This is a genomic window from Acetivibrio cellulolyticus CD2 (assembly GCF_000179595.2).
In the GTDB taxonomy this organism is placed as follows: domain Bacteria; phylum Bacillota; class Clostridia; order Acetivibrionales; family Acetivibrionaceae; genus Acetivibrio; species Acetivibrio cellulolyticus.
In genome coordinates this window covers 813,825-837,328 of sequence record NZ_JH556657.1, presented here as the reverse complement: position 1 = coordinate 837,328, position 23,504 = coordinate 813,825, and the positions used below count along the sequence as shown (strand labels likewise).

27 protein-coding genes and 2 other annotated features are annotated in these 23,504 nt (G+C 35.7%); of the genes, 24 read left to right on the top strand and 3 right to left on the bottom strand.

Annotated features, from left to right (window positions below; genetic code table 11):
- The first annotated feature begins 109 nt into the window (after window positions 1–109).
- The 4 genes from ACECE_RS0215445 to ACECE_RS0215430 all read left to right on the top strand — a co-directional run bounded on the left by ACECE_RS0215445 (window position 110) and on the right by ACECE_RS0215430 (window position 2,474).
- Window positions 110–586: a hypothetical protein gene (locus tag ACECE_RS0215445; protein ID WP_010248854.1), complete on the top strand. Its 477-nt coding sequence runs from the start codon at window positions 110–112 to the stop codon at window positions 584–586.
- Window positions 587–644: 58 nt separating this feature from the next.
- Window positions 645–912, top strand: a binding site (T-box leader).
- A 79-nt stretch (window positions 913–991) separates the two neighbouring features.
- Entirely contained in the window at window positions 992–1,522 is a 531-nt protein-coding gene (locus ACECE_RS0215440; protein WP_010248852.1) for a class I tRNA ligase family protein, read from the top strand.
- A gap of 149 nt (window positions 1,523–1,671) precedes the next feature.
- On the top strand, window positions 1,672–1,917 hold the full coding sequence (locus ACECE_RS0215435; protein WP_010248850.1) for a hypothetical protein: 246 nt from the start codon (window positions 1,672–1,674) through the stop codon (window positions 1,915–1,917).
- 98 nt (window positions 1,918–2,015) lie between these two features.
- Window positions 2,016–2,474, top strand: a complete 459-nt coding sequence (locus ACECE_RS0215430) for a hypothetical protein (RefSeq protein ID WP_010248848.1) — start codon at window positions 2,016–2,018, stop codon at window positions 2,472–2,474.
- Between the two features lie 324 nt (window positions 2,475–2,798).
- Here the strand turns inward: ACECE_RS0215430 and ACECE_RS0215425 are convergent, their stop codons facing one another.
- Window positions 2,799–3,500, bottom strand: a complete 702-nt coding sequence (locus ACECE_RS0215425) for a hypothetical protein (RefSeq protein ID WP_010248846.1) — start codon at window positions 3,498–3,500, stop codon at window positions 2,799–2,801.
- A 479-nt stretch (window positions 3,501–3,979) separates the two neighbouring features.
- On the opposite strand from ACECE_RS0215425, the gene ACECE_RS0215420 reads away from it, so the two are divergent.
- From ACECE_RS0215420 to ACECE_RS27745, 14 genes are read left to right on the top strand one after another with little or no spacing between them, the layout of a single operon-like run.
- Window positions 3,980–4,894, top strand: coding sequence for a phosphate/phosphite/phosphonate ABC transporter substrate-binding protein (locus ACECE_RS0215420; RefSeq protein ID WP_010248844.1), 915 nt, complete (start codon window positions 3,980–3,982; stop codon window positions 4,892–4,894).
- Window positions 4,895–4,944: 50 nt separating this feature from the next.
- The gene (phnC, locus tag ACECE_RS0215415; RefSeq protein ID WP_010248842.1) at window positions 4,945–5,733 is read left to right on the top strand and encodes a phosphonate ABC transporter ATP-binding protein; all 789 of its coding nucleotides are present in this window, start codon (window positions 4,945–4,947) and stop codon (window positions 5,731–5,733) included.
- Window positions 5,726–6,529 carry a PhnE/PtxC family ABC transporter permease gene (locus ACECE_RS0215410; RefSeq protein WP_010248840.1) on the top strand — a complete coding sequence of 268 codons (804 nt, stop codon included), beginning with the start codon at window positions 5,726–5,728 and terminating at the stop codon, window positions 6,527–6,529. Before phnC ends, ACECE_RS0215410 begins: the two co-directional genes overlap by 8 nt.
- The gene (locus tag ACECE_RS0215405) at window positions 6,522–7,361 is read left to right on the top strand and encodes a PhnE/PtxC family ABC transporter permease (protein ID WP_010248838.1); all 840 of its coding nucleotides are present in this window, start codon (window positions 6,522–6,524) and stop codon (window positions 7,359–7,361) included. Before ACECE_RS0215410 ends, ACECE_RS0215405 begins: the two co-directional genes overlap by 8 nt.
- A 13-nt stretch (window positions 7,362–7,374) precedes the next feature.
- A complete protein-coding gene (locus ACECE_RS0215400) occupies window positions 7,375–7,797 on the top strand; it encodes a phosphonate C-P lyase system protein PhnG (protein WP_010248836.1) in 423 nt (140 codons plus the stop codon).
- Window positions 7,797–8,369 (top strand): phosphonate C-P lyase system protein PhnH, encoded by a 573-nt coding sequence (gene phnH, locus ACECE_RS0215395; protein WP_010248834.1) that lies wholly within the window; start codon window positions 7,797–7,799, stop codon window positions 8,367–8,369. Before ACECE_RS0215400 ends, phnH begins: the two co-directional genes overlap by 1 nt.
- A gap of 3 nt (window positions 8,370–8,372) precedes the next feature.
- Window positions 8,373–9,437, top strand: a complete 1,065-nt coding sequence (locus ACECE_RS0215390; RefSeq protein WP_010248831.1) for a carbon-phosphorus lyase complex subunit PhnI — start codon at window positions 8,373–8,375, stop codon at window positions 9,435–9,437.
- The gene (locus ACECE_RS0215385) at window positions 9,430–10,269 is read left to right on the top strand and encodes an alpha-D-ribose 1-methylphosphonate 5-phosphate C-P-lyase PhnJ (RefSeq protein ID WP_010248828.1); all 840 of its coding nucleotides are present in this window, start codon (window positions 9,430–9,432) and stop codon (window positions 10,267–10,269) included. The genes ACECE_RS0215390 and ACECE_RS0215385 overlap by 8 nt, the downstream gene beginning before the upstream one ends.
- Window positions 10,260–11,093 carry an ATP-binding cassette domain-containing protein gene (locus ACECE_RS0215380; RefSeq protein WP_010248827.1) on the top strand — a complete coding sequence of 278 codons (834 nt, stop codon included), beginning with the start codon at window positions 10,260–10,262 and terminating at the stop codon, window positions 11,091–11,093. The genes ACECE_RS0215385 and ACECE_RS0215380 overlap by 10 nt, the downstream gene beginning before the upstream one ends.
- A 12-nt stretch (window positions 11,094–11,105) precedes the next feature.
- A complete protein-coding gene (locus ACECE_RS0215375; protein WP_010248824.1) occupies window positions 11,106–12,281 on the top strand; it encodes an alpha-D-ribose 1-methylphosphonate 5-triphosphate diphosphatase in 1,176 nt (391 codons plus the stop codon).
- Entirely contained in the window at window positions 12,278–12,970 is a 693-nt protein-coding gene (locus ACECE_RS0215370; protein WP_010248821.1) for a phosphonate C-P lyase system protein PhnL, read from the top strand. Before ACECE_RS0215375 ends, ACECE_RS0215370 begins: the two co-directional genes overlap by 4 nt.
- Window positions 12,967–13,755, top strand: a complete 789-nt coding sequence (locus tag ACECE_RS0215365) for a PHP domain-containing protein (protein WP_010248820.1) — start codon at window positions 12,967–12,969, stop codon at window positions 13,753–13,755. The genes ACECE_RS0215370 and ACECE_RS0215365 overlap by 4 nt, the downstream gene beginning before the upstream one ends.
- Window positions 13,749–14,348, top strand: a complete 600-nt coding sequence (locus ACECE_RS0215360; protein WP_010248818.1) for a DapH/DapD/GlmU-related protein — start codon at window positions 13,749–13,751, stop codon at window positions 14,346–14,348. The genes ACECE_RS0215365 and ACECE_RS0215360 overlap by 7 nt, the downstream gene beginning before the upstream one ends.
- Window positions 14,345–14,764 (top strand): GNAT family N-acetyltransferase, encoded by a 420-nt coding sequence (locus ACECE_RS27745; RefSeq protein WP_010248816.1) that lies wholly within the window; start codon window positions 14,345–14,347, stop codon window positions 14,762–14,764. The genes ACECE_RS0215360 and ACECE_RS27745 overlap by 4 nt, the downstream gene beginning before the upstream one ends.
- A 268-nt stretch (window positions 14,765–15,032) precedes the next feature.
- On the opposite strand, the gene ACECE_RS0215350 is transcribed toward ACECE_RS27745, so the two are convergent.
- Window positions 15,033–16,148 (bottom strand): phosphoserine transaminase, encoded by a 1,116-nt coding sequence (locus ACECE_RS0215350; RefSeq protein ID WP_010248814.1) that lies wholly within the window; start codon window positions 16,146–16,148, stop codon window positions 15,033–15,035.
- Window positions 16,149–16,221: 73 nt separating this feature from the next.
- Window positions 16,222–16,424 (bottom strand) — a binding site (T-box leader).
- A 259-nt stretch (window positions 16,425–16,683) separates the two neighbouring features.
- Here ACECE_RS0215350 and ACECE_RS27740 point away from each other — a divergent pair.
- Together ACECE_RS27740 and ACECE_RS0215340 are read left to right on the top strand one after the other, a co-directional pair.
- Window positions 16,684–18,753 (top strand): serine hydrolase, encoded by a 2,070-nt coding sequence (locus ACECE_RS27740; RefSeq protein ID WP_010248813.1) that lies wholly within the window; start codon window positions 16,684–16,686, stop codon window positions 18,751–18,753.
- Window positions 18,754–18,890: 137 nt separating this feature from the next.
- Window positions 18,891–19,928: a DUF4474 domain-containing protein gene (locus ACECE_RS0215340; RefSeq protein ID WP_010248811.1), complete on the top strand. Its 1,038-nt coding sequence runs from the start codon at window positions 18,891–18,893 to the stop codon at window positions 19,926–19,928.
- Between the two features lie 103 nt (window positions 19,929–20,031).
- Here the strand turns inward: ACECE_RS0215340 and ACECE_RS0215335 are convergent, their stop codons facing one another.
- Window positions 20,032–20,862 carry an alpha/beta fold hydrolase gene (locus tag ACECE_RS0215335; RefSeq protein ID WP_010248809.1) on the bottom strand — a complete coding sequence of 277 codons (831 nt, stop codon included), beginning with the start codon at window positions 20,860–20,862 and terminating at the stop codon, window positions 20,032–20,034.
- Between the two features lie 267 nt (window positions 20,863–21,129).
- Here ACECE_RS0215335 and ACECE_RS32095 point away from each other — a divergent pair, with 267 nt between their 5' ends.
- From ACECE_RS32095 to ACECE_RS0215315, 4 genes are all read left to right on the top strand, one after another.
- Window positions 21,130–21,264 carry a hypothetical protein gene (locus ACECE_RS32095; RefSeq protein ID WP_268871018.1) on the top strand — a complete coding sequence of 45 codons (135 nt, stop codon included), beginning with the start codon at window positions 21,130–21,132 and terminating at the stop codon, window positions 21,262–21,264.
- 128 nt (window positions 21,265–21,392) lie between these two features.
- Entirely contained in the window at window positions 21,393–21,530 is a 138-nt protein-coding gene (locus tag ACECE_RS31195; RefSeq protein WP_162862558.1) for a hypothetical protein, read from the top strand.
- 23 nt (window positions 21,531–21,553) lie between these two features.
- Window positions 21,554–21,877: a hypothetical protein gene (locus ACECE_RS29480; protein WP_010248807.1), complete on the top strand. Its 324-nt coding sequence runs from the start codon at window positions 21,554–21,556 to the stop codon at window positions 21,875–21,877.
- 226 nt (window positions 21,878–22,103) lie between these two features.
- Window positions 22,104–23,456, top strand: a complete 1,353-nt coding sequence (locus ACECE_RS0215315) for a L,D-transpeptidase family protein (RefSeq protein ID WP_010248805.1) — start codon at window positions 22,104–22,106, stop codon at window positions 23,454–23,456.
- The last annotated feature ends 48 nt before the right edge of the window (window positions 23,457–23,504 follow it).

Sequence of the window (23,504 nt, the reverse complement as noted above, 5' to 3'; positions counted from 1 at the left end):
TACAGCATGCCATAAAATGTTATGATTTTAATGTGCTTAAAAAGACACTAAAATTGATTTTAAAGAAACTTATTAGAAATGTTTTTAGTCTAATAAAGAGAAAATAAAAATGGAGATGATAAAGAAGTTCATTATCCCTATGCTTTTAGCAATATGCTTTTTATTTGCTGTTGCTTTTTCAGGCTGTTCAGATAATCAGAGTACAGAAAATGCAAAAGAAAGTTCTATAGTCCTGAAAACAACACCAATATCAGAAAATGCAACTTCTCAAAATACAGAACTTGTTAAGGTTACAGTCAAAGGGAGAAATGATAGTGAAAATGTTTTTGACAAGCCTGATGACATTAAGATTTTTATAACTGCCATTGAAACAGGAACACCAATAAATAATATTCCATCAGAATTAAAGGCACCCCCATATTTTGTGTATTTCCAATACTCTGATAATCAAAAAGTGGAATACTTTCTTTACATTAGTCAAAGCAATGGTTGGATATACAAAAATGGGACAAGAGAAGCATACACACTTTCCAAAGGTTCTGTTGAAGACTTAAACCAATTATTATTGCAATTTACAAACCACTAAATGAATAATTTGTATATTGACTGGCAAAGTTATCCGTATTAAAATAAAATGTAATACTACTAATGCAATGATGAGAAGAGTAAGCTGTTAACGTCTTTTCCAGAGAACCCCGGGAAGCTGAGAAGGGGTAAAGAATAGATAGCTGAACATGGTCTCGGAGCACTCGCACCGAATGTTTAATTGACTTAGGCTGCGACGGTTGCACCCGTTATAGTGCCAGAGTATAACCAGAATTCATTTGTTCTGACGTACTTGTTGAGGCTGATGTTCGTAAGTCATCAGTGAACCGGGGTGGTAACACGAAGTATAATGCTCTCGTCCCCAGGATAATACCTGGAGGTGAGGGTTTTTTTATTTGCATTTTTGACGACTAATATAGCATGTAAATTTTAGGAGGTGTAATCAATGGACGTATTTATTGGAGGAGCTTGGCCTTATGCAAATGGGTCACTCCATATCGGTCATATTGCTGCTTTGTTGCCAGGTGATATTCTCGCAAGATATTTCAGATTGAAAGGATATAATGTGTGCTATGTGTCAGGAAGTGATTGCCACGGTACACCAATTCAGATTAGGGCTAACAAGGAAGGTGTCTCACCTGAACAAATTGCTAACCGTTACCACAATGACTTCAAGGGGTGTTTTGACAAACTCGGATTTTCTTATGACTTGTATAATCAAACAAATGATCCCTATCATAGTAGTTTTGTTCAGGACTTCTTCACTAATCTATTAAACAGTGGATATATTTATAAGAAAACCATAGAACAAGCCTACTGTGAATCATGCGATCAGTTCCTGCCGGATAGGTTTGTTGTTGGGAAATGTCCCAATTGTGGTTTTTATTGGGACATTTTGCACTTAACACATCAAGATAAGTATATGAAGTTACTGCAGCAAATTATTAAATACTTCAATTTTTGTATTTGGATTTAGTATACCAATGTCTTAATCGGAATATTAAATAGTGCTTTATTGTGGAGGTTATATACACGCATATTTCAAAAATAGGAATGGGATTAAAGATAAAGTACTTGATGAATATCTGGATTTCAGGATATAATGTCTTTGGAGATTGATAATTTATGGATGGGAAAATTTTAAAAATACTTGAGGAATTGTCAAGTGACGTTAAAGAGATAAAAATTGATGTGTCCGATATAAAGCAGAAGGTAATTGCTATTAATGAGCAAACAGCTGATTTAACTGAATTCCGTACTGAGACAAGGCAAAAACTTGAAAAAATAGAGAATGGCATTGAAGTATTGGGTAAGGAAGATTTTAAGAATAAGGTTGAATTAGTTGAAATAAAAAAGAAAATTGCTAAGTAATGCTATGTTTGATAATTTTCATGTTGTTATTATCTCTCATTTTTGTGTAATAAAAGAGAGGTGCCGATTGTGAAAAAAGGTTAAAAGGAGATGAATAAATGGTACATCTTGTTTATTGCGATGATAAGGAAATGGTCCTGGAAAAAATTCTAAATGGTTCAAAAACTATGATCATACGTGGAGCATCAGGTAGAAAAATTCCTCATAGCCGGGTTTTTCAAGGTGAAGTCTTGTACTTCATGAAAAAAGGAACCGGGAAAATTTCTGCTAAGGCAAAAGTTGTAAATGTACAGAATTATACAAAGCTAACTGATGATGAGATAATTAAAATCCTTGAGGCTAATCAAGACAAACTTAGTTTATCAGAGAAGCAAAAATCAAGGTGGCATAAAAAATGTCTGTGTTTAGTTGAATTTTCAGAGGTAGAAGAAATAAAGCCTTTGGATTTTGACCATCAAGGGAATATGGATGATTGGCTGATAATTAATAAAATCGAAGATGTAGTTATTGGAACAAGCATACCATTTAACTATGAAAACTCAAGATTCAAAAATTAATATCAACTGAAGAAATTATTGTTCATGCTTAAAACTCAAAAGATCAAAAAGTATTTACAAGGGTTGTCTTTGTGTTTTTATCTATACCTACTCTCCAAGAACTTTTCATAAAAATTGTTGCTCTACAATAAATACACACACTCCTACTGCTGTTACAGTTATGCCTATATATGTTGAATATATGTCAATAAATAAGAAACCAATAAGAGCGGATATTTGATTATGAAATATAATCTCAGATACCCAAGTCAGCAACCATACCGTATTATCCAGACACTTTGTCAAGGAATTTTATTATATCTATGCTTTTGGTAAAAATCAGCATTAATTGTTCTCCTTTAGTTCTTGACTTTTAATATGAATGAATTCTTTTCCGTCCCATTTGAATATGTCTTCAAAATTTTTCTGCTTTGAATTATCGTAGTACTGTTTACTGAATGTTATGTTGCTAACCTTTGTAAGTTTTGTAGAATAATAACCGGTTTTTTTGCTTATGAATAATGTTGGGTAATCCTTAATAGATAGCTCTTCTACATTTCCATTTTTCCTTAAAGTAAACAATTTGAAGTCATTACCATTACTTGTAGCATACTGACCTAAAGTAAAATCTAAATCCCCATCGTTATTATAATCATCAAATTGAATGTCAAATGAAGAATTAAAAACTAAAGGTTCTTTAAAATATTTACTTAAGTCAGTTTGGGTAATAGTGTTTCCACTTTCATCTGCTAGTTCAATAATATATTTGCCTTCCCAGAGAGTACCCATATAAGCTCCTGGGTTCCAGTCCTCTGAGTATTTTCCCGCAACCATTCTCAGTCTAAGATACTGGTTATTGCCATTTAAAGGGTACATATTGTTGCTTGATAAAGTCATAGGAGAATATATAGATATCTTAGCATCTTTAGAAGATTCTTCAACAGTTTTATTTGTAGGTTCAGGAGTGTTTGGAAGGGTTTCAGAGCATGATACAAGCAATAATATTAATGTTAAAATTACACATGTAAAGAGGATTGCTTCTTTCATAAAAATACCACCATTCACAATTTTTAGATAAGTATTGTGGTTTATTATATCATAGGTATTTTAAAAGTGTAAATAGTAAACTGCAGCAGATGAGCAAGGTCTGCCTCTTGAAGTACTTGATTGGTTGCATTAGCAATATATCGGCTATATCCTTTAAAGCTATTAAAACTATTTGTCAAAGACATACTGGCTTTCAAATCGATAGCATTATCATCATTTATATCTCCAGCCCATATAGAGGTATATCGATACGGCTTGTAATTTGCCGTTTGGTATTTAGTTTGCCTTCAAAGCTAACGGAAAACCATCCTCTTTTTTAGTTCACCCTACATCATATAAATTTTTGCCCTTATTTCGGGATAAAAAAGACAAAAAATCATTTTACTAAAAGATAACATAAACTTTACCAAACTTGCCTTTTAGATTTCTATAAGCCCCCATATAATTAAAAATGTAAATTGAAAATAAGGAGAGTATATATGAAAAAATTACTTACTTTTGGAATCATCTCGGCACTTGCATTATCAATGGCAGCATGCAATAGTAACATACTGTCAACCAGTAACAACTCAAAGACAAACGAAAAATTCACAGTAGCTTATCTTCCTAATGAATCAACTGAACAAAACGCAGATGCTCGTCAAGGTATGGCAAAAGATCTAGGAGCGGCACTTGGCATGGAAGTTGTTGAATATCAGGCAAGCGATTACAACGCTGTTATTGAGGGTATGAGAACAAAAAAAATTGATATGGCATACTTTGGTCCTCTCTCTTTCTGTTTAGCTTATGACAGGGCAAAAGCAGAGGCTGTTGGTATGAAAGCGAAGGGTGGTGACAAAGCAAACGCTACATATAAATCTGTTTTAATTGTTAAGGCAAGCAGTGCCATTCAATCAATTAAAGATATTAAAGGAAAGACTATGGCATTCGTTGACCCTAACTCTACAAGCGGTAATATGATACCTTCCGCTGAAATTATGAAAAACTTTCCCAATGAAAAGTTAGATATGGATAGCCTTCATACAAACGGTAAATTTTTCAGTGCAGTTAGTTTTTCTGGCAAACACCAAGCAGGACTTCAAGCTGTTATCAAGGGTGATGTTGATATAGCACCAATCTCTAATGCAATTTTAGCCTCTGAAATCAAAGCCGGCAATGCAAAGGAAAGCGATGTAAGAGTTATTTATTCCTCCGAACCTATTCCCTCTGAGCCAATGGCAATTCGCAGTGATTTACCAAACGAAGTTAAGGAAAAGGTTAAAAACTTTATCCTATCATATGCAAATGAAAATTATTTTGAAAAAGTAATTGGTGATAAAACAGCTCGATTTGTGCCTTGCACCGTAGATGATTACAAAAACATTATTGAACTTAACAGACAGTTGAACAAATAATAAAAGCTACGGGTGGGGATGCTGCCCCACCTGAAATTTTGAGGTGACTTATGCAAAAAAAAGTTTTAGCAGCTAAAAATATAACAAAAAAATACCCAAATGGTGTTGTTGCATTAAATGATATTTCATTTGATATTGGAGAAGGTGAATTTGTGGTTGTTATCGGTCCATCAGGTTCCGGTAAGTCAACACTGCTTCGATCTCTTAATAAGCTGATTGAATTATCATCAGGTACTATTACTGTTGATGGAGATGAAATCACCAACAAAAAGGGTAAATTCCTCAGAATTCTAAGGCTTAAGGTTGCTATGATTTTCCAGCACTATAACCTTGTTTATAGGCTTTCTGTTATTCAAAATGTTCTGCACGGACGGCTCGGATATATGAAAGGTATAAAAGGTGTATTTGGTTTTTACAGTGAAGAAGATAAATTAAAAGCCATTGAGCTGCTAAATGAAATTGAGCTTGGTGATTACATTTACAATCGTGCCTCCGAACTTTCGGGTGGTCAAAAACAAAGAGTTGGAATTGCAAGAGCTATTATGCAAGACCCAAAAATTATTCTTTGTGATGAGCCTATTGCTTCTCTTGACCCTTCAACCTCTAAAATCATAATGGATATGGTTTTTAATATGGCAAAAAAGCGAAATATCACTTGCATAGTAAATCTGCATCAAATTGACGTGGCACTTAAATACGCAACTAGAATTATCGGACTTTCAAAAGGCAAAATTGTATTTGATGGTACACCGGATAAACTTGACAATGCAACCATTGAACGAATTTATAGTACCAAAATAGAAAACTTAATGATACGCGAGGAACTAAAACATGCGTAAAACAAATAAAGTTTCTCTTATAAATAACCGTGAAAAAAACTTTTATACTTACTTTTTGCTTGTAGTGACAGCACTTTTTTGTATTGCTACATACTTAATAAAATTTAATCCCATTAAAGTAGTTATGTCCTCATCAGAGGTTTTCCGTTTTATTGCAAATGACTTTTTGCCACCAACACTTACAAAGCCTACGGGAATATTTGAGGCAATATTTGTTACCCTTTGCTTAGCTATAAGCTCTACATTTGTAGCCGGAATATTTGCATTTGTAGCCTCACTATTTGGCAGTGAAAAGGTCTCACCTTTCCCAAAAGCAAGTATGGTAATTCGGGCAATCGCAACCTTTCTCCGTAACATTCCCGATCTTGTATGGGCATTTATATTGTTTTCAGCCTTGGGTATTGGTACGGGTGTTGGTTTTATGGCTCTTGTGATTACCACCTTTGCATTTATGACAAGAGCATTCATTGAAAGTATTGACGAGGTTTCTACCGACAGCACGGAAGGACTATTGGTTGTAGGTTCAACCTTTCCACAAAGAGTATTTCAAAGCATTATACCCTCTTGTATGCAGCACTTTTTATCGTGGTTTTTGTACTGCATTGAGGTAAATATAAGAGCCTCTACCATTGTTGGTATGGTGGGCGGAGGTGGTATTGGACTTGTACTGTTTTCATATCTGAAATCATTTAAGTATCAGACAGCTGCAGGCATTATTTTAATAATTGCCGCAACGATAATTATCGTTGATTTATTAACAGGATATTTAAGAAAGAAGGTAATGGAAAATGAGTGAAATTGCAATAAAAGCAATAAACATTTTGCCACAAACAAAGGTATGTAAAAGGGGAAAAATAAGAATCAAGAAACAATCGCAAGACAGAGTTATTAACACATTTTTAATAGCAACTCTTGCTATTTCATTGTTATCCTTTATACCTCTTGATGTAAATTGGATAAAGCTTATATCCCGTATAGGAGACCTTGGTATTATATTTGGAAAGCTATCTCAGTTATCACTAAAAAACTTTGACTTTACTTTAATTGCGTTTTTAGAAACTCTTTCTATCACTATATTAGCAACGATATATAGCATTATTATCGGAATCATATTCGGTGCTTTTTCCGCAAGAAACCTGGTAAAAAACAGAATTGTTACAACACTTCTCTCTTCCTTTTTTACATTCCTTAGAGCTGTTCCAACTCCTGTATGGGTGTTGTTAGCTCTTGTTTGTCTTGGACTGGGTCCCGTGCCGGGTGTTGTAGGCTTATCAGTCCACGCAATTGCATTTTTTTCAAAGGCATTTTCACAGAGCTTTGAAAATGTACCAAATGAAACCATAGAAGCTTTAGAAGTTACAGGTGCAAGTAAATTGCAAATTTTCTTTTCTGCTGTTTTACCATCTGCACTTAGTCAAATCATCGCCTGGAGCGGACTTCGTTTTGAAATCAACTTTAAGGAAAGTGCAATTTTAGGTATGGTAGGAGCAGGTGGTATTGGCTATGCAATTACAAACTCAATGCAAGGGTATGAATACGGAACAGCAGGACTTGCCATTTTGTTGGTGTTCGTATACGCCTATTTAATTGAGCTTTTATTTACTACTATTAAGAAAAAATATATTTAATAAGGTGCAGATTATGACAAAACAACGATTATTTAAAATTATGGCAAATGCCAAAAGCAAGATAATAGCCAAAATGGCTGACAAAATAAAGGAAAATTATAATATTACCATTATAAAAGAGCCAACCAAAACCTTAACCATGATAAAGATGCGTGAACCTGTTAAGCAAAGCCTTTTTTACATTGGAGAGGTAATTGTTACTGAGTGCATTATAGAACTTTACGGCACAAAAGGTTTCGCTGTATGTATGGGGGATGATTTTGACAAAACCTTAAATATGGCAATCATTGATGCAGCTTATAACAAAGGTGTTTTTACTGATGAAAACCTCTTACTTGAGCTTGAATGTGAGCAATTATTAAGGTTACAAAAGGAAAATGCCATGCACCTTAAAACAATGGTTAGCTTTAAATCAATGGATAGTGAGGTTGTATAATGAAAAAAATACATAGCTTTGACGAAGTATTTGACAGTCAAAAACTGTTTCGTCTTATTCTCTCTGCTCTTTCTAATCCACTTAAAACAGTAAATATAAAAGAGTTTGCAGACAAGCTGTTTGGAAATAACAGTGATTTTTTGGCTGTTGCGATGGTACTGCTTGACAATGAAGTAAGCTTTAATACCTGTGAAAACAGAGAGCTTTCCGATGAAATGCTTTCACTTACACTGTCCAAAAGAGAGACCATATCAAATGCAGATTACATTTTTGTTGAAGATCCAAACAACTTAAAGGAAGTAATAGAAAATGCCAAGTGCGGCACACTTATTGATCCTCACAAATCGGCAACAGTAATTGTTAAAATTCCAGGTGATAAAAATTCAAAACTAACACTAATTGGGGCTGGAATTGACGTAAAGGTATGTGTGTATACAAGTGAGGTTGTTTTAAATGTTTTAACTCTCCGGGACAGCAGGTTTTTTGAATATCCAGAAGGGATTGATCTCTTCTTTATTGATGATAGTTTTAATTTGTTTGCAATTCCAAGATTGACAAGGCTGGAGGTATAAAACATGGCTTATGTTGCAGTATCAGGTGGTAAGGAAGCAATTGAAGAAAGCATAAAACTTTTGGACTATTACAGAAGTGGCACAAAAAAAGATGTGGAACTTGAAGCAATTGAAAACAAAATGGGATTGCTTGTAGATAGAGTAATGAGCGAAGCAGGGCTTTACTGTAAGCGTTATGCTGCACTTGCATTAAAACAGTGCGAGGGCTGTATTGAAGAAGCAGTATTTTTACTTAGGGCATATCGTTCTACCCTGACAAGAAACTACTATACTAAAACGGTTAATACCGATAATATGCGTATTGTTCGCCGTATTTCTGCAGCGTTTAAGGATATTTTGGGCGGACAAATTTTAGGTGCAACCTACGACTATACCCACCGCCTTATAAACTTTGAAATAGAAAATGAGGACAGCAAAGCACTTTATTATGCCATGCAAAGCATTTGTGACAACGAGTTACCCCAAGAAATTAATCCTTGTACAAGGGTATCTGATGAATTAAAAAAAGAGGGCTTAATTGATAAATATTCTGAGAACAACGAGAAGCCTTATGATGTAACTGAAAACATGCTGCAATTCCCAAGTGCAAGAAGTGCTCGACTACAAACTTTATCAAGGGCAGACACAGGATTTATTTCAGGGCTTGCATATTCGGCCTTGCGTGGATTTGGGCAGGTACATCCTACCGTTGGTGAGCTTCGTACAGGTTATGTGGAACTTGAAGTCCCATATCTTTTTGATGAGAATGAAAGTATTTATATAGGCGAAATTTTAATTACAGAAGTAGAATGCTTTAATGAAGCTGATGATAAAAACAAATTAAAATTGGCAGTGGGTTACGGTGCGGTTTTTGGAAGAAATGAAAACAAGGCAATAGCCATTAGTGTTATCGACCGTGAGCTTGACAATTACGGCGACTTCCCTACCCAAAACGAAGAATTTGTTCTAATGCACGGCGATAGCTTGGAAATGAATGGTTTTATTTCTCACTTAAAACTCCCTCACTATGTTACCTTTCAGTCCAAATTAGATGCAGTGAGAAAGACAAGGAGGACTGAAAATGAATAAAAACTATAATTTTGCATTTTTAGATGAAGGCTCAAAAAGAGAAATTCGCCGCTCTACCTTAAAAGCTGTTGCTATTCCCGGATATCAAGTACCCTTTGGCTCTCGTGAACTGCCCATAGGCAGAGGTTGGGGAACTGGCGGCATACAGCTTACCCTTTCTTTAATAGGCACAGATGATATGCTAAAGGTAATTGACCAAGGCAGTGATGATAGTGTTAATGCGGTAAATATTAAAAAATTCATTGGACTTTGCACTGATGTTAAAACCACAACAAAAACACAGGAAGCCACCATAATTCAGACAAGACACAGAATACCTGAAATACCAATGACCAGCAACCAAATTTTGGTACTTCAGGTACCACTCCCTGAGCCGCTTCGTATTGTTGAACCTCGTGAAGAAGTTACCAAAAAAATGCACGCTGAAAAGGACTATGCTCCTGTTTGGTTACGACTGTACGAAAGCATAATTAAATACAAAAAGGTTACAATCTCAACCGAATACCCTTGTATGGTGGAAGACAGATATATGATGAGTCCAAGCCCTATTCCAAAATTTGATAATCCAAAGCTACATAAATCCGAATGCCTATACCTTTTCGGTGCAGGGCGTGAAAAGAAAATTTATGCTATCCCACCACACACTGAGGTTATATCTCTTGCCTTTGATGATATGCCCTTTGAAAAGGAAAGCTTTAAGGGAATATGCTGTCGTTTGTGCAAAAGTACAAATACTTACTTAGATGAAATGTTTGACAGTGTCACAGGCGAGGTTTTTTATCAATGCTCAGATACATCTTATTGTAAGGAGGTGTGCAGCCAATGTATCTAAATGACAATCCTGTACTTTCAGTAAAAAATTTAACCGTTAGATATGGTAACGGTTGTCCACACTGCTTTGAAAACCTGGAGAAAAATCGCTGCAAACTTTGCGGAAGTGTTTGGGCGGCAAATGACCTATCCTTTGAGGTTTATGAGGGTGAAGTTTTAGGGATTGTTGGCGAAAGTGGCTCTGGCAAATCAACACTGATGAAAAGTCTATATTTTGATATTGAACCAACAAACGGTGAAGGATACCTAAAGGACTATAAAAACGGAACGAAAAATATATGGGCATCAAGTAGTGCTGAAAGGCGAATGATTAAAAACAATATTATGGGAATGGTTTATCAAAATCCGATTTTAGGGCTTAGAATGAACTACTCGGCTGCTTCTAACATTGCGGAAAAAATTATTGCCGCAGGCAGCCGCAATGCAGGACAAATGACAGCAAGGGCAACAGAGTTACTCGAAACGGTTGAAATATTAACCTCAAGAATTGCAGAAGCTCCTAAAAACTTTTCCGGCGGTATGCAACAGCGTGTGCAAATTTCAAAGGCATTGGCAAATAACCCGTCCTTACTTCTTTTAGACGAGGTTACCACAGGTCTTGATTTGTCCGTACAAGCAAAGGTACTCGACTTAATCCGTAAAATCAAAGCTAAATTTGGCATATCAATCTTATTGGTATCTCACGATTTGGCGGTAATCCGCATGCTTTCCGACCGAACAATTGTAATGCTTGACGGAAAAATTATAGAAAACGGCCTAACCGATCAAATATTAGAAGACCCACAGCACGCATATACTCAACAGTTAGTTAGTTCGCTGATTTAGGAGGAGAATAATTTGATACATATAAAAAACGGGAAAATAGTTACACCCACAGAGATAATAGAAGGTAAGGTTCTGTTAATAGAAGGTGATAGAATTATAGGTTTTGCAGATAGCACAAATGGTGCTGAAAAGGTAATTGATGCACATGGCAGATACATAACACCTGGATTTATTGATACTCATTCGGACAAAATTGAGCAGTTTATCCGCCCTCGTCCAACCTCGCTAATGGATTATGAGCTTGCCCTCAAAGAATGTGAAAGAGAGCTGTTAGTCCAAGGTATAACTACAATGTATCATTCCTTGACACTCTATAAAAATGATTTTTTTGGAGAATCGCCAATTCGCACAAAGAATAGTGTGCTTGCACTTGCCAACCTAATTGACAGCTTGCATAAACGCAACCATTTAATACATCATCGCTTCCATCTTCGGATTGAAATTGATAACCTGGAAGCATTTGATATTGCAAAAGCAATGATTGTAGAAAAAAAGGTACATCAAATTTCTTTTATGGATCATACCCCCGGGCAGGGTCAGTATAAAAACCTTGAAATTTACAGAAAAACCATATCTGGTTATCACGGCAAGGAAATTGAAACTTACGGCTTTGAGGGGGTTCTACAATATCACCAATCAAAGGTAATGTTATCCTTTGAACAATTAAAAGAGCTTGCTGACTTGGCACATCAAAACGGTATTTCTGTTGCTTCACATGATGATGATTGCATAGAGAAATTATATATCAATCACGATTTGGGTGTAGATATTTCGGAATTTCCAATCAATATTGAAACTGCAAAGGCAGCAAAGGAAATGGGTTTTTATACGGTTGTCGGTGCTCCAAACATTTTGCTAGGAGGCTCACATTCGGGTAATATGTCGGCTTCAGAAGCAATTTGCGGGGATTGTGCGGACATTTTATGCTCCGATTACTACCCTTCCGCCATTCTGCATAGTATTTTTATTATGCACCAAAAATATAATATTCCACTTAACCAAATGATAAACAGAGCAACTCTTAATCCTGCAATAGCAATGAAAATTGATGATGAATGCGGTTCAATAGAAATTGGCAAAAAAGCTGATATTCTAATTATTGATATTTTAGACGGTTATCCGGTTATCACGCACTGTTTGGTTGATGGTAAAGCCACTTGCCGAATACAGTACAGGAGGTCGTTATGATATTAAAAATTGATAACTTGGCAAAAAACTTTTACCTTTACAATTTGGGTAAAGAAATAAAATCCTGCCAAAACATCAGCTTCACTTTGAACAAAGGCGAATTTATCGGAATTGTGGGTCTGTCCGGAGCGGGCAAATCTACTATCTTGAAATGCATTAACCGCACCTATCTTCCCATGCAGGGCGATATTTATTATGATAGTGAAGCCTTTGGCAATATCAACCTGACAACAGCAAGTGAGCGTGAAATATTGTATCTTAGAAAATACGAAATTGGGTATGTATCACAGTTTTTAAATGTTATGCCAAGAACAACTGCAAAACAGCATGTAATGAGTGCTTTAATTGATATGGGTGAGGATGAAAAGGCGGCTGAGGAACAGGCAAAAGAAATGCTTAACTATTTTAAACTTGCTGAAAATTTATGGGACATCTACCCTAACACCTTTTCGGGTGGAGAACGACTTCGCCTTAATCTAGCACACTCTATGGTAAAAAGGCCAAGACTATTACTGCTTGACGAGCCAACGGCATCACTTGACAATAAAACTAAAATTTTAGTTAAAGAAATGCTAAAAAAATTAAAATCAAAGCAAACAAGTATGCTCGGAATATTCCACGACCTTCAATTTATGGATGGCGTGTGCGATAAGGTTTATAATATTTCTGAGGGGGCATTTACAGTATGAGGGCAGATTTACATATTCATTCCACTGTATCAGACGGAAGCAAAACAATACATGAAATTATAGATATGGCAACAAACAATGGACTTGATTTTATAGCCATCACAGACCACGACACGATGGCTCACGCCAAGCTATTGCCTAAAAGTCCTGCAATAAAGGTTATAGCAGGCATTGAAATATCTGCAATAGATAAAAAAACAGGAACAAAAGCCCACGTTTTGGGATACAAAATAAATAATGCCGATTATGTAGAAAATTTAACCTTGCCTCTTCTTAAAAAAAGACACGAAAACTCACTTAGGCAAATTGAAATATTGCAAAAAGACGGTATTGAAATTGATATAAATAAGCTTAACAAAGAAGATGGCAAGTACATTTATAAACAACACATTATGGAATATTTAGTAGAAACAAAACAAGTTATAGAAATGTTTGGCAGTTTCTATAAAACCGTTTTCAAAAGTGGTGGCATTTGCGATTTTGATATTGAATATATTGATGTTTACGATGCGGTGAATGTGATAAAAAGTGCAGGAGGTCTTGCCGTTCTTGCCCATCCTGGACAGCAGAAAAACTTTTATTTGATTGATAAAATTCCCTTTGATGGCATTGAATTCAATCATCTTGCCAACAGCGAAGGTGATAAAAAAATAATAAGGGAGTATGCTTCAAAATATAATTTGTTTTTAACAGGCGGCAGTGATTACCACGGTAAATATGAGGCTGTACCTGTAGATATTGGCGATTTCATATCAGAAGAAAGCGGTGTAAATGCATTATGTTAAATAAAGAACCTAATGTTGAACAAAATGTAGAATTAGTCAAAACAAAGCTCGGCAATTATACTCAAGTAAAAGCACACAGTGTTTTAAATGATGTCCAAATTGATGACTTTTCGTATTGTGCTGGCTACAATCAAATTTACTACGCAAAAATCGGGAAGTTTTGTTCTATTGCAAGTTTTGTCCGTATTAATCCGGGCAACCACCCTACTTATACGCGAATAGCACAGCATCATTTTACATATCGAAGCAAAATGTTTGGTTTTAGTGAGGATGACAAAGCATTTTTTGACTGGCGTAAGGACGATTTAGTAATTATTGGACACGATGTTTGGATTGGGCATAATTCGTGTATTATGCCGGGAGTAACCATTGGAAACGGTGCTGTTATAGGTGCAGGTGCGGTAGTTACTAAGAATATCGAACCTTATTCAATTGTGGTCGGAATACCTTCTAAAAAGATAAAAATGCGTTTTTCAGATAATTTAATAGAACGAATAGAAAAATCCCAATGGTGGAATTGGGATTATGAAACCATCAAAGAACGACTTGATGAGTTTAGAAATATTGATGAATTTGTGAGGAAATATTTATGATTCGATATGCAACCATAGACGATATGAAAATTGCATTTGAGCTTACGAAACTACTTGGAAGTGATACATTTACCTTTGAGGAATTTGAAAAATGCTTTATTCATAACTTATTTAACAATCACATTCTACTATATGAAGAAAATAGATCTGTACTAGGGCTTGGTGTACTCCATATATTTTATCCCCTTCATCATTCCAGAAAGATAGCTGAGATTATGGAACTTGTCATAGCAGGCGATGTTCGGGGTAAAGGAATTGGTAAGAAGTTACTTGATGAAATGACGATAATTGCTATACAAAATAAATGCGTTAGTATAGAGGTTGCATCCAACAGAAAAAGAGTGGATGCACATAGATTTTACAAACGAGAAGGCTTTTTGGTAAGCCATTTCAAATTTACAAAAAGAATTAATTAAAGCAACTTGGTGGATTGCTTTTCAAGATATTCTAATAGATATATTATTTCCTCCATCTCTTATCAGGTCATTGAATTTGAAGGATGAAGAAAAAGACGGAATACTGGGGAACAACACTAAAAAGCTTCTGAAAATTTGATTCGAAAAAAACTTCGGGACATCGAGTCCCTTTGTTTTTGCCTCTTTCATTTCACTCCAAGAGGCTAAATAAAAGACTCCATCGGTTTTATCGCCGATGAAGTCTCAAAAGCAAGTATATTAAAATTAATTAACCAAGAACGCTCTCATATGCCCATTCCAACCACTGGCATAGTATTTGGAGGTCAGACTTTTCTGCTGTTGCTCCACACCACACTCTCAAACCGGCAGGTGCTTCGCTGTAAGCTCCAATGTCATAAGCAACTTTTTCTTCAGCAAGTAATTTAATCATACTCTTCAATTTGTCTTCAGGCAAGTCAACAGTGAAGCATACACTGGTATTGGAACGGAATTGTTTCTCTTTGGCAAGGAAATGTATCCAATTGTGTTTAGCAACGAAATCTTCAAATACGCTAAGGTTTTCTTCACTTTTAGCAATTAAACTTTTCAGACCGCCTATGGATTCTGCCCAATTTAAAGCCTGTAAATAATCCTCATTGCAAAGCATGGATGGAGTATTGATAGTAGAACCCTGGAATACTGATTCGTCAAACTTTCCTTTTTTCTTTAACCTGAATATTTTAGGCATTGGCCATGCTGGATCATAGGATTCTATTCTTTCTACTACTCTAGGTGATATTATGAGCATACCATGAGCAGCTTCACCGCCAAGTACTTTTTGCCATGAGAATGTAACTGCATCAACTTTTTCCCATGGAATATCCATAGCGAATACAGCTGAGGTAGCATCACAAAGTGTTAATCCTTTTCTGTCATTAGGAATCCAATCACCGTTAGGGACTTTGACACCGCTTGTAGTACCGTTCCAGGTAAATACTACATCATTATCAAAGTTAACCTGACTAAGGTCAGGCAAGCTACCGTAATCAGCAGATAATACACGAACCTGCTCGAGCTTAAGTTCTTTCTGGATGTCATTAGCCCAGCCTTTTCCAAAGGATTCAAAAGCTATAACATCAACAGCTCTTGGACCTAAAACGCTCCACATGAGCATTTCAAATGCACCTGTATCAGAAGCTGGTACTATACCAACCCTGTAATCTTCGGGAATATTGAGTATTTGTTTTGTTCTTGTAATAGCCTGGGATAACTTATCCTTCCCGAGACTGCTTCTGTGTGACCTTCCAAGAGGTGCACCTTTTAGTTCATCAAGAGAATATCCGGGATGTTTTGCACATGGACCGGAGGAGAAACATGGACTTACTGGTTTGTTTGCTGGTTTCATTTTATTCACTCCTCATTTTATATTTTAAGATTATTAAATTATTTATAAATAAAAAAACCCTCATTCCTTAATCATTAAGGACGAGAGTTAATACCCGTGGTGCCACCCAAATTAGTTAGAATTATTCTAACTCACTTTATCGCAATAACCGTTGCAGCGGTTTGGCTCATCACCAACATCTCAGGGGCGGAATCTAAAGTGTACTCCGGTTGATTTGCACCGTCCATCAACTCTCTTATACAGAGTGTTCACCAATTTCCCCGTCATCAACTTACAATGTTTTTTTGAAAAGTCCAATATTTTTATATATTGTATTATATTATGCATTATAATGCAAGAGTATTCTTATAATCTTTCAAAACAAAATCCCGATAATTAATTATAAGGTAATAATTTTTATTAAAAGAGGTATATATTCAATGAAAATCAATAGAATACGGTAAATTTGATTCAATATGGGTAAAAAAAGGATTTGTATAAGTGATTTCCAGAGAATAGAATTGTATAAAATAATTAAGGATGAGGTGCGAAACCTATGATTAAAAAAATTATTGCAGTACTAACCACAATACTTATCCTCATGTCTTTTGCAGCAATTGGGGTTAATGCTGAAAGTGAAGACATCGCAGTTTGTATTGATGGTAAACAGATTAGCTTCCCAGATGCAAAACCTTTTATAAACGCTGATTCCAGGACTCTTTGCCCTATCCGTTTTATTGCAGAAAACCTGGGCGCAGGAGTTGAATGGAATGGTGATACCAAAGTTGTAGTGATAACTAATGGATCAGCTGTTATAAAATTGACTGTTGGAGAGAGTACAGCTGAGGTAAATGGTGTAGTTAAAACCTTTGATACCAAGGCTCAGATATTCCAAGGTAGAACTTATGTGCCGCTGAGATTTATCAGTGAAACCTTTGATATGACAGTAGGTTGGGACAATAAGACAAAGACTGTTTCAATTTCAAGACCTGATGTAAGTGATTTATTGAAGGATCAGGCTGCTTTAAGTGATGAGGAAAAGAAGATAGCAGAAAATCTTGACCAATACCTCGGATCTATAGAAAAGAACAAGAAATTTCATGGTTCTATCCTGGTGGCCAAAGAAGGAAAAGTATTACTGGATAAGGGATATGGAAATGCAAATTATGAACAGGAAATCAAAAATACACCACAAACCCGATTCCCAATTGGCTCTGTTACAAAACAATTTACTGCTATGGCAATAATGCAGCTCTATGAAAAGGGACTTTTAACACTAGATGATAAACTTTCAAAATACATATCTGGTTGGCCTGATGCTGAAACCATAACCATCAAGCAACTCCTGACTCACTCTTCGGGAATAGTGAACTGCACAGAAATACCAGAGTTTTTTTCGACCAAAACTGAAGACTTGTCTGAAGAGTACATTATAAATACTCTTAAGGGAAAAACACTTGAATTTGCACCTGGAACCAAGTGGAAATATAGCAATTCAGGATATGTTCTGCTTGGATATATTGTTGAAAAAGTAAGCGGATTAAGCCTTAATGAATATTTGGATAAAAATATTTTTAAACCTCTGGATATGAAGAATACAGGTATATGTTATAAAGGTGAAGAAAAAATGTACAACGCTACGGGGTATTTAGGATATTTGGATTTGACTGCAACAGATGATGAATTCCTCCTAAGAGGTGCTTATGGAGCAGGCTTTTTATGTTCAACAGTTGAAGACTTGTATAGGTGGGATAGGGCCCTATATACAGAAAAACTAGTTAAAAAAGAGACTATGAATATGATTTTTACAGGTTATGAAGATACTCAAACTATGGGAAAATATGGATTAGGGTGGTTTGTCCGTGATGACGAAAGCCTTGGTAAAGTAGTATTCCATGGTGGTAATACATTGAGTTTTACAGCCGATATTTCAAGGTATGTGGATAAGGATATAGCTATAATTATGACTATAAACAATGGTTACTATGATGTGGATACACTTACAGGTATTCTTGCAGGTATAGTTCAAGGAAAGAAATATGAGCTGCCTAGTGAACCAAAGGCTATAGAGCTCGAATCCGGAATAACTGACAAGTACGTGGGCACATACGAGTATGTGAAGGGGTATAATATAATTATTACTAAAAGCGGAGACCAACTATTTGCACAGGTCACAGGTCAGGCTAAGGCAGAGATATACCCTGAGGCGGAAGATGAGTTTTTCTACAGATCAGTTGACGCTCGAATTAGTTTTAAGAAGAATGAAAATAGTGAAGTGACAGGATTAGTGTTAAAACAGGGAAATGCTGATATTGAGGCAAAAAGAATAGGTTCTGCACCGGAAGAAAAGAAGGAAATTCAGTTGGATGCGAAAATATATGAAAGCTATGTTGGGGAATATGAGTTGATGAAGGGATTTGCAATTACTGTTTCAACTGATGGTGAGCACTTATACGCTCAAGCTACTGGACAGGAACAGTATGAGATATTTGCACAATCTGAAACTGAGTTTTTCTACAAGGTAGTTGATGCAGAGCTAAGCTTTGTTAAAAATGATGAAGGCAAAGTAACTGGGCTTCTCTTAAAGCAGGGAGGACAGAATTTAAATTTAAACAAGATCAAATAGAATTTTAAATTTTAAGGCTTCAGGTAGGTTTTTATAACTACCTGAAGTTTTTTTTGCCTTTTTGGCAATATACGTTAACATAATTGCTGATGGGAGAATATTATTATAATAGGGAGATTTATTAGGAGTGAGGGTTTATGCTCAGTTTTATAGAAGGAATTACAATTTTTTTTACAGGATTATTTAGTTTGCTTGGGGTCAGTACTATTAATGTCTTTTCCATGGATATAAAAGCTGTGTTTATGACAGGAGTTTTTTATGTTTTGCTCCCACTTATTCTGGTTTTTATTTTAGGGAAAATATTATTTGTTTTAATTGTAAAAATATCAGCAGGTACTGCAGGTGTTGGAATTAGTGTGGCTCAGAATAATGAAGAGTTGGACGATGCATTTGGAGTTGCCGGATATGACTATGACCCAAAACAGGATATTTTTTATTCAACATTAGATCCATGGCAGAGGAAATTTGGATATTGCGGGCTGTATGATGAATCTTTGGCACCTCTTGGAATGATAATTGATTGTGAACCGATTTGCTTTGAATATGGCGGCGAAAAATGGATGATTGAGTTCTGGAAAGGCCAATATGCTTTGAATACCGGCTGTGAAATAGGGATATATAAAGAGGTATTTAATTTGGGTATTCCTGGTGTCATTGATGGGCCTTTTTACAAAAGTGTTGAAAATGAAGATATGATGTATATGGCGTTTTCCTTAAAAAAGAATGGAAGAGAGCTTTTTAATAGAGAAGATACGCATTGGTGGTTAACCGGATTTAAACTGGGCGAGTTTTCAAACCCATCAGAATTAACTATGGATATTGGAATTGTCTTTAATGAGACAGAAATGTGTTATGCTTTTATTGATGCTTTAATTAAAGCAGGCTATCCGGATGGAGAAATAGCAAAGGTTGGAAATAGGGTATATTTTACGTTTGATAAACCTCATATGGAACAACCAGCTACAAGAACAAGAATTACGGACTGGATTATTCAAAAGAAAAATGAAGTGTTATGTGCGGAGTATAGAGAGGTTACTGCATCATATGACAATATCGAAGAAAAATTGGATACAGTTAAAAAGTATAAGCCCGGTATTTTTAAAAAGGCTATAAATGTTGGAAAAAGCCAGGAGGTATATAAGGCATATGATAAGCTTTCAAGCTACATTAACTAAGATATGCTGCGTATATCTATAATATAAAATGGTGAACTTTATAGTAAAAGTTTGATGACCTTAAGCCATCAAACTTTTATTACGCCTCTTTCGAACAATGTATTTATTTCTTATTTTCTATCATGTCGTTAATGGCTTCTATTATAACCTCGGGTTTTTCCTGGTGAATATTGTGCCCACTGTTGACAATTATGTGATTGCTTATTAAAGACAATGAGGCAATATCTTTCTGCCACAAACCCCATTTTTCCTCAAAGTCGGTCCCCATCTTGTGGTCGTTTGCTGATATTACAGTAAGAGGAATATCCTTCAAAGCATATCTTGCTTCTTTTATCTGATCAATACTTTCAAGCAGATCCTCATAGGTGCCCTCTTTGCATATTTCTTTCTTATATAAATCCAGCATTTCCGGTGGCAAACAATTGATGGTATATTCATTTGTATCTTCATGTGTTGGATCTACTAAAATCAAACCTGCCAACTCATTACCAAACTGTTTGGCAAACATTCGGGACACCCAGCTTCCCATGGAATGGCTTACAATTATGTACGGGGCTTTAACCTTAGCTTCATTCAGCAACCTATGAAGTTCATATGCCTTGTTCGAGGATGTCCTCTTGACAGGGCTATTGTCGCTTAGACCTATTCCGGCCCGGTCGTACGATAATGTTGAATTATTACTTGATATTTCAGGTTGGATCAGTTGCCAGGACTCATGGGAATCGCTATGACCGGACTCAAATATTATTGACGGTTTACCTTTCCCTAGTATACAGGCATGCAGGCCAAATTCTCCTATGCATACTTCGCCTTCGAAATTCTGATGGTCATTGCATTTTTTGGAATAAACAGATTGGGCAAAAAAGCAAATTACACTAACAGAAACTAGGAAAACAAGAGCTGCTAAGGTAAGTGGCTTAGTGATTTTTTTCATGTGTTTACATTCCTCCCTTAAAAAATGGTCAAATACATTATAGAATATATATTGTTGTAAGATAATAGAAATAACAAAAATAATATCGTAGTATGTTCATATAAGCATAATAAAGCATTATAGATAAGTTTGTAGTTAATATATTTACGGGAAATATAGTTGCCAGGTCTGAATAAAAAATGTAACACAATGTTTAGTTAATGAATAATATGCTATTGAGGTTTTAATCAGCGCTTATATTTATTTAGTTGAAAGGAGAGATTTAATATGACTGATGAAAGAGGCGGTTGCGGATTTGGGTTCGGTAACGACTGGATATTCTGGATAATAATAATACTTGTAATTTTATGTGTCTGCTGTCCAGGATTTTTAGGCGGATTCGGTTGCGGACCAAAATGCTAATTACATACTAAAGGCTATAAAAGGGAGGTTAATCCTCCCTTTTATGCTGCAATAATATATTTAAAAGTAATCACATTCGGAAGAAGTCCTTTAATATAATGCATATATATCTTTAAGGTGTGATGGTAATGTATATTTCTGAGGATAAACAGAAGTGTATCTTGTTTATTATAGCTGCAGCTATATTCCTTATTTTTACTGCGGGTCTGGCGGCAGTTCCTGGGGCTGGTGTAAGCGGTGCACCTGTAGTTATTCAACCAATATAATCAGGCTATAAGGAGGAAAAGATGTGTTTTCAACAGATCAATCGAATTCCCTCTTAAAAACTATTATGGAGAAGCTTGGTGCTAGTGACGCCAGAAATTGCAGCTCAGATAAAACACCTGATATCAATATGGACAAAATAAACCTGACACCTGCGGAAGCACTCGTGATATTGGGTATTATAGTTGGTTCTCTTGATGTGAACTCCATTCTAATTGGAAGAGAGCAGAACGTTGAAATTTTGCTGGTAGGTTCACTAAAGCAGAAGACTGAGCTGGAGAAAACCGTTGCTGATATAGGCAAGCTGCCATTTGGGGATGTTCTAAAAGCGATCATTGGAAACATGTAATATTAAGATATTATTAAATACTACCCATATAAATTGACACTTGAGTTATACAGGCTTAAAATTATAATATAGTGATTTTTTCATAAAAGTATGTCTTTATATTAAATGGTAAACCTTGTATATTTGTCTTTTCTGTCTGATACCTTTATTACAATCAGAGTATGTACTTTGCCAGCTGACACATTGCTAAACAGTTAGTGTATATGGTATTTATGGGGGTGCAACCATGAAAAGGGCTTTTGTTTTATTGCCTATAATCTTATTATTTCTTACAGCCTGTGATAAAAAAACTGATAATAATATTGCAGTGAGAAATGAGGTGTATAACGAAGTATACAATTCCGAGAGCGAACACGATAGAATTGTTACACCGGATACTAATGTCACGGCCGAGCCTTTGAAGGGTGAAGCAGAAGAAAAGAATGTTACGGAATCGGATGTAATCGTTGATCAGAAAGAGCTTGAAAGCGGGAAGGGCGATCTGACGGAATATAGAGAAATTATGCTGAAAACATTTGAATCGAAGGTTCCTGAAGAAGTTGTAATAAATAAAAAGTACAGCAAGTATGAAGTTCCAACTGATTACCTGCTGATTCTAAGTGATGAGATTAATATAAGGGAAAAGCCTTCTTCATCGGCAAAGGTAATAGGAAAAGCCCAATATTTTGAGAAAGTTAATCTCGTAGCAGAGGTTCAAGGAGAATATCTTGAAAAGTATAAGACGGATAAATGGTACAAAATAGCGTGGAAGGTAGATAATAAAGTCCAAAATGGTTACATACTGTCGATACTGGCAGAGAAAAGAGAGTTTCAATTCGATAAGATGTTTGAGGCTGTTAACACAGCCCAAAATGAGCTGGATAAAAACACATCAGCTTATATTACAAACTATAAAAATCGTGCGGGTACAGCTCCTTTATATAAGGGCAGAACAAAAGATAAATTCGGGATACAAAGGAATCAGGCTGCACCTGCATATTATGAGCCGAATTTAGGAGCTGAGTTCAGGTACATTTCCGACGGGGCTTTGGTATCTATAATTGCAGAGACAGATAGTTTCTATAAGATACATGCATTGAATTTTGAAGGGGAATACTATGTTCCTAAAAAGTATATTTCTTTTAGGGAATCAATAGAAAAACTAAGTAAAGTAGTTGTAGTTGATAGAAAGAACCAAAATGAGGGTGTTTTTGAATTAATAGATGGGAAGTGGAATTTGATATCCTACACTTATGCTACAACTGGTGAAAATTCCAAACACAAACTGCCTACAGACCTTGGGTATTATATGGCAATACAAAAGGTAGCGAAGTTTACATACCTGGATGATGCTACAAAGCAAATTGCCGGGTATGCACCGTATGCCATAAGATTTAACGGTGGAGCATATATCCATGGTGTACCTGTGGATTACATAAAAAAAGGTGGAAAACGTGTAGATCCCGGTATGCAGGAGTACTTGTCTACAGTTGGTACTGTTCCGAGATCGCATAAGTGCGTAAGAAACTATACCAGTCATGCGAAATTTTTATATAATTGGGTAGAGATTGGTAAAAGTGCTGTTATAGTCATTGAGTAAACTATTGCAAATTTCTTAAAAATAGCAAAAGGGACCATATTCTACTTT